The sequence below is a fragment of the Rhizobium sp. USDA 4016 genome (assembly GCF_056279705.1).
Map to the genome: position 1 here is coordinate 503,344 of NZ_JBWCCY010000004.1, position 15,219 is coordinate 518,562.

Here is a 15,219-nt window from a genome sequence, read left to right on the forward strand (position 1 = left end):
CTGAGGCACCGGCTTGATTGTGCGCAGATGAATTTCCAGCGTCAGTCACCGGCGTAGACTGGCAAATATCCAGGGGCCAAAAATGGAAATCGGTATCGACAGTTTTGCAGCCATCCTCCCGGATCCGACCACAGTTAAGCTTCCTTCGGCGACCGGGCGTATGGCCGAACTCATCGAGGAGGTCGTCGTCGCGGACCGTGTCGGGCTCGATGTCTTCGGCATAGGCGAGCATCATCGCGGCGAATTTCTCGATTCCGCGCCGACTGTCATTCTGGCCGCGGCAGCGGCCCGGACCAGCCGGATCAGATTGACGAGTGCGGTGACCGTTCTGAGCGCCGCCGACCCTGTGCGGGTTTTTCAGGAATTCGCAACTCTCGATCTGATTTCCAAAGGCCGTGCGGAAGTCGTTGTCGGCCGAGGTTCCTTCGTGGAAGCCTATCCGCTATTCGGTCTGGACACACGCGACTATGACGACCTTTTTGCTGAAAAGCTTGACCTGTTTCTCAAGCTTGGCGAGACGACCAATATTACATGGGAAGGTCGCTTCCGTCCGGCCCTCAAAGGGCAAGGTGTTTTTCCGCGTCCCCATCAACCACAGCTACCATTATGGATCGGGGTCGGCGGCACGCCGCAATCCTTCGCTCGTGCCGGTGCGCTTGGCCTTCCGCTGATGATCGCGATCATCGGCGGCAGCTTCGAGCGCTTCCGCCCGCTTGTCGATCTCTATCGCGAAGCTGGCAAGCGTGCAGGGCACAGCACCGAGACGCTCAAGGTCGGCGTGCATGCAATGGGCTTCGTCGGCGAAACCAGTACGGCAGCGAAGGATGCCTTCTTCCCCGGATGGGCGCATCTGACGACGAAGATCGGTCGCGAACGCGGCTGGTCGCCGCCGACGCGCCAGCAGTTCGAAGGCATGACAGGTCCGCAGGGCGCATTCCTGGTCGGTGACCCGAAGACGGTCGCAGCCAAGATGCTGCAGGCCAGTGAGACGCTTGGCGGCGTCTCGCGCATCACCTTCCAGATGAGCACGGCCTCTCTCGACACGGCAGCGATGAAGACATCGATCGAACTTCTCGGCACTGAAGTCGCACCAATCGTGAGGGCAGCGCGATAGGCATGAACGCCAGGCTGTATTGCAAAGCGGGGAACACAATATGGACATCGAGGAACTGCGGACATTTGTCGAAGTTGCCGATGCCGGGGGCGTTTCTCCCGCAGCACGTCGTTTGGGTATCTCCAAGTCAATGGTCAGTCGGCGCCTCATCCGGATTGAGGAAGCGCTCGGCATCCAGCTTCTTGCACGAACGACCCGTGGCGCCGGTCTCACGGAAGCCGGGACTACGTTTCGAGAACATGCCGCCAGGATTTGTGCCGAGATCGACCTTGCGCGGGAAACGATCTCGCCTGCCGGTGATCTTCGCGGGCGCTTGCGGGTGGCCGTCCCGCTAACATCGGGCCCGATACATTTTGCACCCGTGCTCGCGGAGATGGCACGCCACCATCCGCAGCTTCAGATCCATGCCGAGTATAGCGATCGGTTCGTCGACCTCATCGCCGATGGGTTCGACTGTGCAATCCGGGTCGGTGCCCTGCGCGACTCGAACCTGATCGCAAGACGCGTCGGTCAGATCTACGGCAAGCTGGTAGCGAGCCCGGACTATATCAGAACGTATGGTTCGCCTGAAACGCCGGACGAAATCGCCGCTCATCAAGCCCTGGTCGGTGCCGAGGCGTGGCGGTTTATGGATGGCGACAAGGTCGTCACTGTGCAGCCGCAGGGGCGCTTCAGTTCCGACAACGGCGCGGCGCTCGCCAGCGCGGCCGCAGCAGGGCTTGGTATAGCGTGGCTTCCCGATTGTGTTACCCATGAATATCTTGCGTCCGGCGCGCTCGTTCCAGTCATGACCCGTTTTCCGCTACCGGTCGGTGGGGTCTACGTCGTGCGGCCACCCAGCCCGCACCCGGCGCGAAAAGTGCGCATCCTCTCGGAGTTCCTGATCGAAGCATTCGAAAGAAATCCGCATTTGTAGGATCTGCGTGTTGACACATCGACTGCGCGTTCCGCTTTTTGCGACACAGCTCACCGCGCCACGCAACTAGTCGTGAGGGCGCTCACCCGTTAGTCACTTGGGGCCATGCAGCGACCCCTGCGCTCTACGCAGGCAGGAGATCGCCCAACGGATGAGGTGAAGGCGCATGAGTTGGAACCCTGCAATCGAACCAGGCTGTCCTGACGAGGTCGGCATCGACGCGATCGAGACCCTAATCGTTCCTCGGGCCCGTGACCTTGGCGGCTTCGAGGTTCGGCGCGCCCTGCCGGCGCCGAAGCGGCAGATGGTGGGACCGTTCATTTTCTTCGACCAGGCTGGCCCGGCCGAGCTGTTGACCGGCCAGGGCATCGATGTTCGGCCGCACCCCCATATCGGTCTTGGCACGGTCACCTATCTGTATCGCGGTGACTTTCACCACCGTGACAGCACCGGGGCCGACCAGATCATCCGTCCCGGTGAGTTGAACTGGATGGTCGCAGGGCGAGGTGTTTCTCATTCCGAGCGGACATCCGCAGCGGCGCGGACAGGGCCGAACGGCTTGTTCGGGATCCAGACCTGGCTGGCTTTGCCGGAAGCCCACGAGGACATGGCGCCGATGTTCGAACACCACGGCAAGGAGACGCTTCCGTTGATCGAGGACCATGGTGTCTCGGTGAGGCTCATTCTCGGGAACGCCTATGGCAAGTTCGCTCCCGCGACCATGTTTTCCGAAACATTCTATGCTGATGTTAAGCTTGAAGCAGACGCTCGCCTGCCGATGCCGGACAATCATGAGGACCGGGGCATCTACATTGTCGAAGGCTCGATCTCGATCGCTGGCCGGGAGTTCGAAGCACCCCAGATGATGGTGTTTCGTCCTGGTGACAGGATCACGGTCGCAGCCGGGGAAAAAGGCGCGCGACTGATGATCTTAGGCGGGGCGACACTTTCCGGCCCACGCTACATCTGGTGGAACTTCGTCGCCTCATCTAGGGAGCGTATCGAGGAAGCCAAGGCTGAATGGCGGGCACAGAACTGGGGCGAGGGGCGTTTCGATCTTCCGGTCGACGACCGGGATGAGCACATTCCGCTTCCAGAGTGATGAGGGCGACCTTTCATCGGATAATAAATTGCAAAAGATCGCCTAACCCGTTACCGAGCGCATCGATGTTGCAGATGCCTGTTTTGGCGGGACGGTCGTGATTGATCTCGATGGTTTGAGTACAATGCCGCCAGCCGTACAGGAAGAGTGGTCCTTGGGTCCGGTGATACGTCCGCATTCGGCGAAACGGTATGAGCGCCGATGCGCCGCAAAGCTTGAGAGGTTGAGCCCTCGGTTGGCGACATGTGTGCCCGCGAAGACCGAATGCGGAACAGGCTTATTGAATCGATGGGTTGAAATCAGGCTCGTAGCGAACTGGCCTCAGGGCGCTGCTCGTTGCAATAAACACTTCCACGTTCCTTCCCTTTCGATAGCTGGTTAGAGCGGCAACCTTTCCATCTTCAGGTCTCGCAATGGTAAACGGTGCCTCTGAATACGGGCCAGCCAAACGTAAGTTGCCGCAGCGGCGTAGTGATCGATTTCGCTCATTTGGTGTCCTAAAAGCTAAGTCGGCGCAGACATCTGCATGAACACGCCCAAAATCCCGCAATATGTCACATCATTGTCACTGATAGGCGATAGATATCGCTCGCAAATGAGCGATATGCATCATTTCGGTGACAAGGAGTCAGACCATTGTTGACACAGGCCGAAGATCGTCAGGCAAAGATTGTCGAACTGTTGGGCGAGCAGAATTTTCTCAACTTGCGCACGCTGACAGAGCGCTTTGACGTTTCGGTAGCGACGATCCGTCGCGATCTCGGAGACCTGGAGAGCGCCGGATTGCTCCGCCGCACCCACGGCGGCGCCGTGAGTATCAATCAGGTCGCTCAGGACAAGACGAATGCGGCCCGTTCCGTGTTGAACCAGGAGGAGAAGGCCGCCATTGCAGCCGTTGCATCCGGCCTGATCGTCGATGGCGACACGGTTCTCCTCGATGCCGGAACGACTGCGTTGGAAGTCGCCAGGAAGCTGGCCGGCCGGAGCAATCTCACGTTCATTTCAAATGGGCTGGACATCATTGCCGAACTGACACGCGGCGAAGGGCAGAACATCTATTCCGTCGGAGGCGAATATACCGACACGAACCGCTCCTTCTGGGGACCCTTGGCAGAACAGTTCATTCGCCAGTTCAATGTCGACAAGCTCATCCTCAACGCCGCCTCGATCGACGTCGATCGCGGCCTGATCTGCACGGTTTCGCCCGTGAACGCCAGCGTCGCCCGCGCCATGATCGAGGTGTCGCGGCGCGTGATCGTGGTGGCGGACCATTCCAAGTTCACGAAGTCCAGCCTGTCGGTCACGGCAAAAATTGAGGACATCGGCGTCGTCGTCACCGACGCCGGCGCGAAATCCATCATCGACGCGGCTCCTGAGAAGCTGCGCAAGAAGTTCATCATCGCAAATTAGGCGCATCCACCTTTCCCTCAACAGCATCTCGCCAAGCAGGAGACAACAGATGCTCAAGACCAACCGCAGAAAATTCATCATCGGTGCAGGCGTCGCGGCGCTGGCATCCTTCCCCTTGCCTTCGCGCAGGAACGGCGCGCGCTGAGGATCGGTGTCAACGGCGTGCCCGCGTCGCTGGAGCCGGTGAATGCCATCAGCAATGTCGGCCCCCGCATCGTCAACCAGATCTTCGACACCCTTATCACCCGCGACTGGTTCGCCAATGGCGCTCCAGGCAACAGCATCGAACTGGTGCCGCAGCTTGCCGAAAACTGGGAGCGGCTCGACGACAAGTCGGTGCGCTTCAAGCTGCGCCAGAACGTCAAGGCGTCGATCTGACCGCCGACGATGTCGCCTACACCTTCTCGTCCGAGCGTCTTTGGGGCGACGAGGCGATCAAGACGGTCCCGAACGGCCGCAATTTCTCGCCGGATTGGGACGAGCCGCTAGTCGAGGACAAGCACACCGTCGTGCTGCGCACCAAGACCCCGTCCTTCCTCATCGAGCGGTTCCTGGCCTCTTGGCTCGGCCGCATCGTTCCGAAGGAATATTACAAGAGCCTCGGCGCCGTCGCCTTCGGCAACAAGCCCGTCGGCACGGGTCCCTATAAGTTCGTCGAGTTCGTGGCCAATGACCGCGTCGTGCTCGAAGCCAACGACGCCTATTGGGGCGCAAAGCCGACCGCCTCGAAGATCCTATCAGGTGGTGGCCGAGCCCGCGACCCGTGTCGTCGGCCTCATCAGCGGCGAATACGACATCGTCACCACCTTGACGCCCGACGACGTGGCGCTGATCGACAGCTATTCCGACATCGAGACCCGCGGCACGCTAATCGAGAACTTCCATATGTTCACGTTCAACATGAACAAGCCGATGTTCAAGTCGAAGACCCTGCGCCGTGCGCTGGCTCTTGCCGTCAACCGCCCGCTGATGGTCGAATCCCTGTGGAAGGGCAAGGCTTCCATTAACTTCCCGCATATGGGCAAAACGTTCGATCCCAATCGCCGCGCCATGGAATACAATGTCGAGGAAGCCAAGCGTGGTGTCGTCAGGCTGACATGCTCCTCCCGGCAGGCTTCGTTCACCAGGAAGCGGCTGCGCGAAGTCTTTGTGGTCAGGGCGGCCGGAAAGCGTGCCGCCTCTCGCATCGAGATGGGCTCGGTTCCTGCCAGCGGATCACTGCTGGAGACCAGCGCGACCCTATGCTTGACGGGTAAGTGATAGGTCTCCACCGCCCACCGCTACCTCTAGGGCCATATCTGTGCAAAGCGAGGTCTCGCTCTGCGTTTAAGGAGCCTCTTTCTGAATTACTTCAGAAGAGCCCGGCAAGCCAAGCGCGCACGCCATCGGTGCTGCGAAAATCCTCGATGCTGCGTGCCGGGATGGTTGAGTAGGCCGACGCTGCCATCTCTGCGAGGGCGCGGCCGGGTCCGAGCTCGAGGAACATTCTAGCCCCGCGCTCCACTGTGGCCTCGAGGCAGATGTCCCAGCGCACTGTGGTGCTGAGTTGCCGGGCGAGCCCGTCCGCTCCGCTTGCGGTGTCGAGGACTGCCGAACCGTCGAGCCCGCTCAACAGGATCTTGCTGCGGTCTGACCGTTTCGGTTCATGAGCGTCGATGACATCGCGGAACGGGGCGACGGCACGCTTGAGGCGCGAGGTATGCGATGCCACAGCAACGGGCAATAGCCCCGCGCGCGTTGCCCCGGCGGCAAGCGCGGCGTCGCAAAAGGCCAGGAGCGATGTCCGCGATCCGCCGACGATGAACGCGTCACCGGGATTGACGATGGCGATTTCGACGTCGTGCTCAGAGCCGAGCGCCACCACCCGTTCACGGGGCAGTCCACGCAAGAAGCCAAGACCATCGCCGTCGCTGCTCGCGCCATCCATGATTTCCGCACGGATCCTGGCGAGGTCGATGGTGGCCGGAAAGCTCAAGAGACCGGCAATGCCCCAAGCGGCGACCTCGCCGACACTGTAGCCCGCGACGATGATCCGGCGGGGGAGCGCGTCCGCGATCATCGCCGCAGCGGCCAATGCCTGCGTCACGCACAGAATCTGGGCAGCGCGGTTGGCGTGCAATGCCCTGTCGTCGACAGCAAGCACGAACTCGCGTGGATCGGTGCCCAATGCTTTCGTCGCTGCGGCGAAAATGCCAGCGGCTGCGGGCAGGCCGGCCGTGAGCCGGAACATCTCGCGATGCTGCACACCCTGTCCCGAACACAGCAGCGCGACCGTCAAAGCCGGCTCTCCATCATTCGTGCGAACAACGCCATCGCCAGGATGTCGGCGGCCCCGCCCGGGCTGAGATTGCGCGCGACAAAGGCGACATGCGTCGCCACGGCTCGCTCTCGCCAACCGGATCCACCGATACCTCCGGCAGCGATGAATGCCTGGGCTTCGGCACGTGCGAAGGCGAGGCCACCACAGCCACCACGGTGGAGGAGATTGGTGTCCTCGACGGTCGCGATGAGAGCAAAGCACGCATGGACTCGTGCGGCCTCGGGATTAGACGGCACCAGCCGTTCGCCATCGGCGAGTGCGGGCAGTGCAATACCGTAAACCGAGGGAAAGCCGGTTGCCGCCTCCATTCGCGCGCCACCAGCGCCATAGCGTCGCCCCACCTGCGCGCCATGGCTGCGCAACGACACAGGCCCGTTGAGGATCGCATCACCCCAGCGATCAGCGACAATCCGGCCGAGGCGGGTGGTGCCGCCATAGCTACTCCGAAAACCCGCCGCTGCGGCGAGCAGGCCAAGCCCGAAGATCGCGCCGCGATGCGTGTTGACACCACCGGTCGCAAGCAACATCGCCCGCTCGGCCTCTATGCCGATTGTCCGTAAACGGTTCATCTCGGCACCTGAAGCGCCAGCGGTTGCGAGATCAGCGAAGTAAGGACCAAGCACATCGGCGCTGTGGCGAAGGAGCGCGGCGTCCATATCGGCATGCGCCCCTGGGTCAACGGGACTGACGAGACCAGGCTTTGGATAGGTGTCGACCTCCAAGTGCAGCGCGTGGACGGCGCACGCGGCTATTTCGGTTGCTGCGAGATCGGCATCGGGTAACCGGCACAATTGGAGCGGTGCGTTCATGACCTGAAATGTCCTGTGATGAAGTCGTCGCTTCGCATCGCAATAAGCGCGTCCAACCGTTTGCCGATCACCTCGGTCTGTCCCGACTGCAACTCGCGCCAGTTCACGGCTGTCCCGTCCGCGGCGACGAATTCGCCGTCGACGCGCATCGGCGCGGCGGTATCGATCGCTTTTAGTCCGGCAAGAAGCGTCCTTGTGGCTTCCGGATTCCGCCAAGCCCAAATGAGGTCGATATCCGAACGATCGGAGAGATAGGCGAGTGCGGTCAGGTGCTCCCAGGCAAGGCTCCCGTAGGCGCGGACACCGGCATCCAGGCGCAGCAACGCCTCGATGCACGCCCGCCACGACGAAGGCGCCGAAGTCACTATGTCGGCCAGTAAGGGCGGTGGCGTGGTGCGGGTGATCGCATATGGGGATACCACAAAGGCCACCCTTTTCTTGCCGGCTTCCGGCGGCAGCGGCACGCCGACCGGCACGAGGCCTGCGGCATCGTCGCAAAGTGGCCGCCGCACGATCAGCGGCCACCCGCGCTCGACCCAGTCGGCCAATAGAGGTTCGCCGCGCCATTGGGGCGCCGCATCGAGCGTCGCTGCCCAGGCAGAAGGTTCGATCCAGACCAGATCGTGTCGCCGCAGCTGTGGTTCACGCATTGCCCGCTGCCTGTTGCGCCACGCGCGCAGCTATGGCGGCGGCCTTGGGACGGCCCTGTCGCTGTTGTCCGAGAATGTCGCGCGTATCCTCGCCCGCCGGTCGAGCAAGCAGCATCTCCAGTTGCGTGGCAAGCGACCGTTCCGGATCCCAGATTTCTTGAACGCCTCCCATACGTGCGAGATTGTCGAGCCCGGGCGCAAAGACCGGGGTCGCTTTCGCCTTCTCCCGCAGAAGATCGATCGAGAGTTTGGTCACTCGTGCCATCGAGGGCAGATCCATCACCTCCGGGTGCGCACCCGGCAGCGCAACCAGCGTACCGGTCGCAAGCGCAGTGGCGATGAAGGCTCCGGCGGCACTGCCGCCGTAGAGCAGGCCGATGGTGCGGTGCCCCGCGTTTTCGGCAAGCAGCAATGCCTTCGCCAGATGAGCCAGATATTCGTTGAGGCCAAGAAGTTCGTCCCGCCGGCTCATGCGCTGGCTGGACGAGTCGATCAACATCAGGATCGGGGTTTCGTCCGCTGTCCGCGCGATTTCCAGAACCTGTCCAGCGAGGATCGAAGCATCGTCGATGCCGAGGGCAATACCGTGCGACAAGCCGAGGACATGAACGCGGCGTGCCCCACCAAGGCCGCCTTGGCCGGTGATGCGGCCGTTTTCTACCCACACCTCGCAGCCGGCGGGAAAGAGCGAAACGAGTATATCATCGAGCGTCATCGGCGGTCTCCTGTCTACCGGCGGTGAGGGCCAGGAAAGTTTGCGTGGCGAGTGCGGGAATTTCGTCCGCGTCGTCAATGCCGAGCGCGGTCCAGATCGCGGTCGCATCCGTCTTGTCGCCGAAGCGGGCGAGGCGACCTTCCAGCCGTGTCTGCTCCGCGGCAAGCGTGGCAAGGTCGAATTTGGCCGGCTCCGATAGCGCAGCAAGCGTGGCCTCGCGGAAGGCGGCGCAGTTGTCCTCGACGAAACGGTTCGCTCCGCCCATCAAATATCGATGCTTGCCGCCCATGGTCCGCCATACGAGCGCACGATCCCTGGAATCGAACTCCTCCACCCCCCTGTTCGTCTCGATCACCTCGGGTCCCGAGACGCTGATCCGGCCTTGTTCCGAGACAATCAATGTCGAGCAGCACCCGGCAATGAGGCCGCCGCCGCCGTAGCATCCCGCTCGTCCGCCGATCAGCCCGATGACGCGCACGCCGGCAAGCCGTGCCAGGACGAGCGCGCGCATGATTTCGGCGATAGCGAGTTCGCCGGCATTGGCTTCCTGCAGGCGCACGCCGCCGGTATCGAAGAGGATGATCAGGTCGCGATTGGTCGCCCGGGCCGAACGCAGCAGACCGACAAGCTTGGCGCCATGGACTTCACCGAACGCGCCGCCCATGAAACGGCCCTCCTGAGCGGCCACCAGTACCGTCTTCCCTCCGACCGTCGCGCGTCCGACGATCATACCGTCATCAAACTGCTCCGGCAGATCGAAGATCGCCAGATGCGGACTGGTTTCCCGTTCGTCGGGGCCGACGAATTCAGTAAAACTGCGCGGGTCGACCAGTCCGGCGATCCGTTCTCGAGCGCTTGCTTCGTACCAGCTTATTGTTTCGTTGCTCATGGAGGCGGAGATTCTCATTGCTCGTCCTCCTCGATCAGGCGCACGCCTTGGGCGAGCCGCAGTGCAACGGTGTCAGGTCGCGCACCGCCGTCGTTGATGGCGATGCGCAAGCCGCCGGCTGAGCGGCGCGAGACAAAGTCCTGGAGCACCGCTTCCCAGACGGGGCCGAAGCCATGCGCAGCGGTCGCGATCTCAATCGTGCATGTTCCGGCTGGGCCATCGCGTTCCAGAAGCACTTCCAGATTGCCGGAGGCGACGACACCGATGATCGCCTGGCGCCTCGTCCCGCCGGCGGGTGTGGCTGCCATCAGCGTATAAGACAACTTCTCCATGATTTGTCCTTTCTCACCAGTTCCGGAACCGGCTGGGGGGGCGATAGAGCCCGCCGGAGGAAAGCATAAGGTCCTTGATCGAGTGTGCAGCGAGCATCCTGCGGTCGACGTCCAGCGGATCGATGCCGAGATCCTCCGGCCTGCGGATGACACCTCGCTTGCGCAGCCGCTCGACCATCTTCCGATCGCGGTTGCGACCGACATCCGTGTAACCGGCGACGCCACGGATCGCTTGCTCGCGCTCGTTCCGGTCGCGACAGAGGAGAAGGTTGGCTATCCCCTCCTCGGTGACGACGTGAGTGACGTCGTCACCGTAGACCATGATGGGCGCAAGTTCGAGATCGAGCTTTTCAGCGAGCGCCAGCGCCTCCAGACGTTCGACGAATAGCGGCACGTTCTTTTCGCCGAAGGTTTCGCCGATCTGGACGACGAGCTTGCGGCCGCGTCGCAGATGGGCAGGCGTATCGGGGTCCGCCTCGGCACCGGCCTTTAGCCAGGGCTCGCTCGGATGTCGCCGCCCGCGCGGGTCCGACCCCATGTTCGGCGCGCCGCCGAAACCGGCGATACGGCTCGCGGTCACCGTCGAGCTGTGGCCTTCAAGATCGATCTGCAGGGTCGAGCCGATGAACATGTCGCAGGCGTAGAGCCCTGCTGTCTGGCAGAAGGCGCGGTTGGAGCGGAGCGACCCATCTGCCCCGGTGAAGAAAATGTCGGAGCGGGCGGCAATATAGTCTTCCATGCCCACTTCCGAGCCGAAGCAGTGGATCTGCTCGACCCAGCCGGCCTCGATCGCGGGGATCAGCGTCGGATGCGGATTGAGTGCCCAGTGGGTGCAAATCTTGCCCTTGAGACCGAGCTTCTCCCCATAGGTTGGGAGGAGAAGCTCGATCGCGGCGGTGTTGAAACCAATGCCATGATTGAGCCGGCGGACACCATAAGGAGCATAAAGCCCCTTGATCGCGAGCATTGCCGTCAGAATCTGGGTTTCGGTGATGGCGGCCGGATCGCGGGTGAAAAGCGGCTCGACGTAGAAGGGCTTGCCTGCCTCCACGACGAAATGAACCTGATCGCCGGGAATGTCGACGCGCGGCACCCTGTCGACGACCTCCTTCACTTGAGCGATGACGAGGCCGCCCTTGAAGCTGGTCGCCTCGACGATGGTCGGCGTATCCTCGGTGTTGGGGCCGGTATAGAGATTGCCTTCGGCGTCGGCGCTTACCGCCGCGATCAGAGCGACGTTTGGAGTGAGGTCGATAAAATAGCGCGCGAAGAGTTCCAGATAGGTATGAACCGCGCCAAGCTCGATCTGACCGTCAAACAGCATCCGCGCGATGCGCGCCGACTGCGGCCCCGAATAGGAATAGTCGAGTCGTCTGGCTATGCCGCTTTCGAACACATCCAGGTGTTCGGGCAGCACCACGCCGGACTGCACCATGTGGAGATCATGGATATTCGCCGGATCGAGGGCAGCAAGGGCAGCAGCGAGAACATCAGCCTGCTTCTGATTGTCTCCTTCCAGGCAGACCCGATCGCCCGATCGCAGCACTGATCCGAGCAAAGCGGAAACATTATCAAGCGTCACCAGCTTACCGCGAGCGTATCTGGAGCCGGCGTTCAGGCGGTCAGACCGGGCCACCTTTTGTGTTTGCCAGACCGTCATTCTTGTTCTCCGATCGTGCATTTATCTTTATAATGGTATGCATTATTGCCAGTATGTCAAGTTTACGTATACTTAATGTCGAAGAAGTTGATATTTGGTATGCAATAGGAGGGTGTTGTGACGATGTTGACCGCAGTGGATGAATATCACGGGGAAGACCGGGAGCTGCTCTCGGACCGTATCCGTAACGCGCTTACCGACGAGATCGCCGCAGGCGTTCTCGCGGCCGGTTCCGCGCTCGACGAGCAGCAGCTTGCCGATCGTTTCGGGGCCTCACGCACGCCTGTTCGCGAGGCGCTGCGCCAGCTCGCAGTGAGCGGCCTCGTGGAGATACGCCCGCGCCGCGGTGTGGTCGTTACCCGCATGACGGCCGAGCGGATCATGGATATGTTCGAGACCATGGCCGAGATCGAAGCCTTGTGCGTGCGTCTTGCGACCTATCGCATGACGCCGCTCGAACGAAGCCATCTCCTCACGCTGCATGACGCCTCGCAGGCGATGGTCGAGGCCGGAGACTATGATGCCTATGACGCGTTTAATCGCGAATTCCACGAAAGCATCTACCGTTCCACCCACAACGAGTTTCTCGCCGAGCAGGCGATGGCGGTCCGAACGAGGCTCAGCGCTTTCCGCAGAACGCAGCTCCGTCAGGGAAATCGCATCGTCCGTTCGCGCGACGAGCATGACGGCGTGATGGAGGCTATTTCGCACGGAGACGGCGAGTTGGCGGCGCGGCGAATGCGGGCGCACATGCTGAATGCGGCGAGCGCCCTCGACCGCTATGTCGCGGCGCATGACGGCGAAGCACAGGGCCGGACATCAGAGGAATGATAGACCCGCAATAGATGTGGCGGGAGGAGCCGCTACATCGCCACAGCAATGGGGACCGGCCGCCGGGCGGCTGGGCGCCATCGCGATCTCGACGACCATCGTCGACACCAGCCCGTTCTCAACCAACGGCGCTCTCGTGGTGGCCAACGCTCCCGAGGCAGAACGTGACAGCGTGCTGCGCAAGCTACTCGTTTACAGCGCACTATCGCGATCATCGGACCCATCTCTGCCTGGCTGGAGTTCGTCGTGCCAGGCGCGATCTGAGAGCAGGATTGTGAAGCGGTACTAAAGATTCCCCTACCAGAACTAACGACAACAATTTGAAATTGCTGAGGAAATGAGAATCCAAAGAGTCACGATCGGCGCTGGCGGTGACCCTTGAGAACAACGAGTTGTCGCCCTCCAGAAGGGGCAAGCTTTGGAGCCGCTTCACAAATCTGCGAAATCAGGGTGAAGACTCGGGATTTCAGATGGGTGGATCGAGGCCCGTGACATAAGACGACAGGCCCAATATGGCGCCCACGATAGGTTGAATTCGCCAAGAATCGCTGGGAGATGCCCCCGGTATCGGTTTCTATAGGAAGATGCGTTCGCCGCTTGCTGCGGATTGCTTGACGGCCATAATGACCTTCAGCGTGTTCAGCCCTTCGCGCCCGCTGACTAGCGGCGCTTCCTCACCGCGGATCACCTTGCAGAACTGCCGGATCTGCAGCACGAGCGGGTCTTCGTCCTGAACGGCGACGCGGCGCTTTTCGAAGGGCTCCCACCAACTGCGTTTTATGCCGTTCTTCCACACGTCGAGGGCCGGGATCGTCAGGGATCCGTGCGTCCCGCCGATCAGGTAGCATGCCTCTTCCGTCTTCGGATAGGCGGGATTTTCGCCCGTCGTCATCTCCCAGCTCCAGGGTGCGACGACGGCATCCGAAACGGTGGCCGTGGCAAGAAGACCGCTCGCGAACTCCATCAGGATCACCGAGGTTTCCTCGACAACATTGCCGCGGACGGCGTTGGATTCACGTGCCTGCACGGCAACGATATCGCCGAAAAGGTAGCGCAGGTTGTCGACGTCGTGGATCAGGTTGAGGAAGACCGGGCCGGCTCCGGCCTGGCGCCGCCAGTCGATGTCGAAATAGTCGTCCGGCTTGAACAGCCAGAACATCGCATTGGCCACGAGGATGCGGCCAAGCGCGCCGCTGTCGATGATCTCTTTCGCCTTCTGGATCATCGGATTGTGGCGGCGATGGTGGCCGACCAGAAGCGGAACGCCAGCGGCTTCCGCCGCGCCGATCAGCTTTTCACCGGCAGCGATATCGTCGGCAATCGGCTTTTCGATTAGCGCCGGCACCCCTGCGGCTACGGCTTCGAGGCCGTTGGCGACATGCACCTGATTGGGCGTCGCGACGATGATGCCGTCGGGACGATGCGTTTCGATCATTGCCGCAAAGCTTGGAAACCATTTAGCGCCGGATTCCTGGGCGATCTTCTGCCCAAGCGGCATCGGATCGATGACGGCCAGAAGTTCCGCCTGCGGCTCGGCAAGCACATGCTGGATATGTCGCTTGCCGATCAGGCCGGCGCCGAGCACCGCAAGTCTCACTTTCCGTTCCATGCTGAGCCCTTCCCGTCACTTCTTTTCGGCAGACGTAATCAGGCTTGCCACCCGGCGGATCGCAAACTGATAGCCTTCGGTTCCAAGCCCGGAGATGATCCCGTCGGCGCGGTGCGAGACGAAGGAATGATGGCGGAATGCCTCTCGCTTGTGGACGTTGGAAATATGCACCTCGATGACCGGCTGCTCGAAGGTGTTCAGCGCGTCGAGAATGGCAACGGAGGTGTGGGTGAAGCCGGCTGGGTTGATCACGATACCGGCGCCGTCCTCGCGCGCTTCATGGATCCAGTCGATGATCTCGTATTCGCGGTTGCTCTGGTGAAAGCGGATGTCATGGCCTAGTTCGGAAGCCACCCGGCGGCAATCGGCCTCGACATCGGCGAGCGTCTCATGACCGTAGATATGCGGCTGGCGCTTGCCGAGCAGATTGAGATTCGGACCGTTGAGAACATAGATTAGGCTCATGCATCTTCCCTTCGACTTGCCGGAATGGTCACGGCAGTGTGGTCTCGTGGATCGCAAAATTGGGATCCGACTGGATAAGATCGGCGCGCAAAGCGCAGCGTCCCTCGTTCAGGGCCGGACGCGCGATGCTGGCCGCGGCGTCATAGACCGTTTGCAAGATCTGTTGCTTCTCGGCGGCCGGGCGGCCGGGGGCGATCCGCAGGATAATCTGCACGAAGTCATTGGCCGGGTCCTCATCGGCGACAAGCGAATACGTCGCCTCGCGGGCAAAGGTACGGACGGCGTTCGGCTTCACCGCACCGCTTTCGCGGATACTACGATGCACCGCCTTGACGAGTGCTGGCATGTCGATGCGACTTCCGGCTCCCTTACTGTATTCGATAACGATGTGTGGCAT

General features: G+C 61.6%; 17 protein-coding genes and 2 pseudogenes. 9 read left to right on the top strand and 10 right to left on the bottom strand.

The window, feature by feature from the left end:
- Positions 1–82 precede the first annotated feature (82 nt).
- The 7 genes and pseudogenes from ACZ9DP_RS17660 (at position 83) to ACZ9DP_RS17690 (ending at position 5,802) form a co-directional block, all read left to right on the top strand.
- Positions 83–1,114 (top strand): LLM class flavin-dependent oxidoreductase, encoded by a 1,032-nt coding sequence (locus ACZ9DP_RS17660; RefSeq protein ID WP_476203058.1) that lies wholly within the window; start codon positions 83–85, stop codon positions 1,112–1,114.
- Positions 1,115–1,154: 40 nt separating this feature from the next.
- Complete coding sequence (locus tag ACZ9DP_RS17665; RefSeq protein WP_476203059.1) at positions 1,155–2,030, top strand: LysR family transcriptional regulator; 876 nt, start codon at positions 1,155–1,157, stop codon at positions 2,028–2,030.
- Positions 2,031–2,196: 166 nt separating this feature from the next.
- On the top strand, positions 2,197–3,132 hold the full coding sequence (locus ACZ9DP_RS17670; RefSeq protein ID WP_476203060.1) for a pirin family protein: 936 nt from the start codon (positions 2,197–2,199) through the stop codon (positions 3,130–3,132).
- A 636-nt stretch (positions 3,133–3,768) separates the two neighbouring features.
- Positions 3,769–4,542, top strand: a complete 774-nt coding sequence (locus tag ACZ9DP_RS17675) for a DeoR/GlpR family DNA-binding transcription regulator (protein ID WP_476203061.1) — start codon at positions 3,769–3,771, stop codon at positions 4,540–4,542.
- 162 nt (positions 4,543–4,704) lie between these two features.
- The gene (locus tag ACZ9DP_RS17680; RefSeq protein WP_476203062.1) at positions 4,705–4,920 is read left to right on the top strand and encodes a hypothetical protein; all 216 of its coding nucleotides are present in this window, start codon (positions 4,705–4,707) and stop codon (positions 4,918–4,920) included.
- Positions 4,917–5,216, top strand: a pseudogene (locus ACZ9DP_RS17685) (ABC transporter substrate-binding protein); the annotation flags it as partial. The gene ACZ9DP_RS17680 and the pseudogene ACZ9DP_RS17685, both read left to right, overlap by 4 nt.
- A gap of 67 nt (positions 5,217–5,283) precedes the next feature.
- Entirely contained in the window at positions 5,284–5,802 is a 519-nt protein-coding gene (locus ACZ9DP_RS17690) for an ABC transporter substrate-binding protein (protein WP_476203063.1), read from the top strand.
- Between the two features lie 91 nt (positions 5,803–5,893).
- On the opposite strand, the gene ACZ9DP_RS17695 is transcribed toward ACZ9DP_RS17690, so the two are convergent.
- The 7 genes from ACZ9DP_RS17695 to mdcA are packed head-to-tail and all read right to left on the bottom strand — an operon-like array spanning position 5,894 to position 11,917.
- Positions 5,894–6,820, bottom strand: a complete 927-nt coding sequence (locus tag ACZ9DP_RS17695; RefSeq protein WP_476203064.1) for an acyltransferase domain-containing protein — start codon at positions 6,818–6,820, stop codon at positions 5,894–5,896.
- The gene (gene mdcB, locus ACZ9DP_RS17700) at positions 6,817–7,671 is read right to left on the bottom strand and encodes a triphosphoribosyl-dephospho-CoA synthase MdcB (RefSeq protein WP_476203065.1); all 855 of its coding nucleotides are present in this window, start codon (positions 7,669–7,671) and stop codon (positions 6,817–6,819) included. Before mdcB ends, ACZ9DP_RS17695 begins: the two co-directional genes overlap by 4 nt.
- Complete coding sequence (mdcG, locus tag ACZ9DP_RS17705) at positions 7,668–8,321, bottom strand: malonate decarboxylase holo-[acyl-carrier-protein] synthase (protein WP_476203066.1); 654 nt, start codon at positions 8,319–8,321, stop codon at positions 7,668–7,670. The genes mdcB and mdcG overlap by 4 nt, the downstream gene beginning before the upstream one ends.
- On the bottom strand, positions 8,314–9,036 hold the full coding sequence (locus ACZ9DP_RS17710; RefSeq protein WP_476203067.1) for a biotin-independent malonate decarboxylase subunit gamma: 723 nt from the start codon (positions 9,034–9,036) through the stop codon (positions 8,314–8,316). The genes mdcG and ACZ9DP_RS17710 overlap by 8 nt, the downstream gene beginning before the upstream one ends.
- The gene (locus ACZ9DP_RS17715; protein WP_476203068.1) at positions 9,023–9,943 is read right to left on the bottom strand and encodes a biotin-independent malonate decarboxylase subunit beta; all 921 of its coding nucleotides are present in this window, start codon (positions 9,941–9,943) and stop codon (positions 9,023–9,025) included. The genes ACZ9DP_RS17710 and ACZ9DP_RS17715 overlap by 14 nt, the downstream gene beginning before the upstream one ends.
- Positions 9,940–10,257, bottom strand: coding sequence for a malonate decarboxylase acyl carrier protein (mdcC, locus tag ACZ9DP_RS17720; protein ID WP_476203069.1), 318 nt, complete (start codon positions 10,255–10,257; stop codon positions 9,940–9,942). Before mdcC ends, ACZ9DP_RS17715 begins: the two co-directional genes overlap by 4 nt.
- A 13-nt stretch (positions 10,258–10,270) precedes the next feature.
- Positions 10,271–11,917: a malonate decarboxylase subunit alpha gene (gene mdcA / locus ACZ9DP_RS17725; RefSeq protein ID WP_476203070.1), complete on the bottom strand. Its 1,647-nt coding sequence runs from the start codon at positions 11,915–11,917 to the stop codon at positions 10,271–10,273.
- A gap of 123 nt (positions 11,918–12,040) precedes the next feature.
- Here mdcA and ACZ9DP_RS17730 point away from each other — a divergent pair, with 123 nt between their 5' ends.
- Both ACZ9DP_RS17730 and ACZ9DP_RS17735 read left to right on the top strand, forming a co-directional pair.
- Positions 12,041–12,748 (top strand): GntR family transcriptional regulator, encoded by a 708-nt coding sequence (locus ACZ9DP_RS17730; protein ID WP_476205391.1) that lies wholly within the window; start codon positions 12,041–12,043, stop codon positions 12,746–12,748.
- 58 nt (positions 12,749–12,806) lie between these two features.
- Positions 12,807–13,012: pseudogene (locus ACZ9DP_RS17735) on the top strand (SLC13 family permease); the annotation flags it as partial.
- Positions 13,013–13,322: 310 nt separating this feature from the next.
- On the opposite strand, the gene ACZ9DP_RS17740 reads toward ACZ9DP_RS17735, so the two are convergent.
- From ACZ9DP_RS17740 to ACZ9DP_RS17750, 3 genes are read right to left on the bottom strand one after another with little or no spacing between them, the layout of a single operon-like run.
- Complete coding sequence (locus ACZ9DP_RS17740) at positions 13,323–14,357, bottom strand: Gfo/Idh/MocA family protein (RefSeq protein ID WP_476203071.1); 1,035 nt, start codon at positions 14,355–14,357, stop codon at positions 13,323–13,325.
- A 15-nt stretch (positions 14,358–14,372) separates the two neighbouring features.
- Positions 14,373–14,822, bottom strand: coding sequence for a type II 3-dehydroquinate dehydratase (aroQ, locus tag ACZ9DP_RS17745; protein ID WP_476203072.1), 450 nt, complete (start codon positions 14,820–14,822; stop codon positions 14,373–14,375).
- Between the two features lie 28 nt (positions 14,823–14,850).
- Positions 14,851–15,219, bottom strand: a complete 369-nt coding sequence (locus tag ACZ9DP_RS17750) for a 5-carboxymethyl-2-hydroxymuconate Delta-isomerase (RefSeq protein ID WP_476203073.1) — start codon at positions 15,217–15,219, stop codon at positions 14,851–14,853.